The sequence below is a fragment of the Alteromonas sp. 14N.309.X.WAT.G.H12 genome, assembly GCF_036697315.1.
Lineage (GTDB): Bacteria > Pseudomonadota > Gammaproteobacteria > Enterobacterales > Alteromonadaceae > Alteromonas.
This window is the reverse complement of record NZ_JBAHZB010000232.1, coordinates 1-1060: the sequence shown is the minus strand read 5'-3', so window position 1 is coordinate 1060 and position 1060 is coordinate 1. Positions and strand designations below refer to the sequence as shown.

The 1060-nt window shown below is 41.0% G+C and carries 1 protein-coding gene; it reads left to right on the top strand.

Annotated features, from left to right (window positions below):
- Nucleotides 1-718 (top strand): RHS repeat-associated core domain-containing protein (locus tag V5298_RS20705; RefSeq protein ID WP_332933294.1); only part of this gene is annotated, 718 nt, incomplete at its 5' end.
- Between the last annotated feature and the right edge of the window lie 342 nt (nucleotides 719-1060).

Sequence of the window (1060 nt, the reverse complement as noted above, 5' to 3'; positions counted from 1 at the left end):
GGTACAGACCCATCAGTATGATCCATTCGGCCAGCCACAAAACAGCAGCGATTCTCGATTTAGATATACCGGTCAAACTTTAATAGAAGGTACTGAGCTTTATTACTACAAAGCACGGATTTATCATCCAAAGCTAGGGCGCTTCCTGCAAACTGACCCTGTGGGCTATGAAGATCAGATGAATCTTTATGCTTATGTGGGGAATGATCCGATTAATATGACAGATCCAACTGGTAAATTTGGAGTTGTTGGATTTGCCATAGGCTTTCTTGCTGATTCTGTTGCGCAAGTTGTAACTAAAGGGGTAGATAATTTCAGTCTACAACAGGCTGTAATAAGTGGGGCTGTCGGAGCGGTAACAGGAGGATTGACATCGCTTGCTAAGTCAAGTGTGACAATTGGAACAAAAGTTGTTGCCACTCAAACTGAAAAAGCCATTGCTACATCATTTATTGCAGCTGGCACAGCAACCGCAGGAGGAACAGGATACGCAGTTAATGAATCTTTAAATGGAAATTCACCAACGCTGCAAGACACAATGGTCAACGGGGCATTAACTGCTATTGGGCCAGGTCAGCAAACAAGTAATGCCATTAAAGGTTTCAAGGAATTTGCTCAAGATACTTTCGGATCGCTGGATAATAAAATGACAGACCTTGCTTCAGACTTAGTTGGAGATACTGCGTCTAAAACTCTTGACTCTGAGTTAAATAAGTAAACTAAAATCATTTCTGGGTTTAATAGATGAATATAGAAAACAATAACTTATTCAGAAGGCCGCTTAAGTACGCTTTGTGGAGCACTGTTGTCATAATGATTTTTGTTTCGCTAAGGCTTATGATCGGTGAGCGTGTAGGAACACTTGGCGAGATTTTTCTAAGATTTATTCTCGCTTGGCCTTTTGTTTTTGTTTGTGTCTACATCATATTTTTATTGTATTTGTATTTTAATCCAGATGCGGATAAGCCACGGCGCTAGAATCTTTTTAATCCAAAGCCTCGCTCGTGCGGGGCTTTTTTTCTGGCTCTCTTTAAGTGCCGAAGTGGCTAGAATCTGCGAA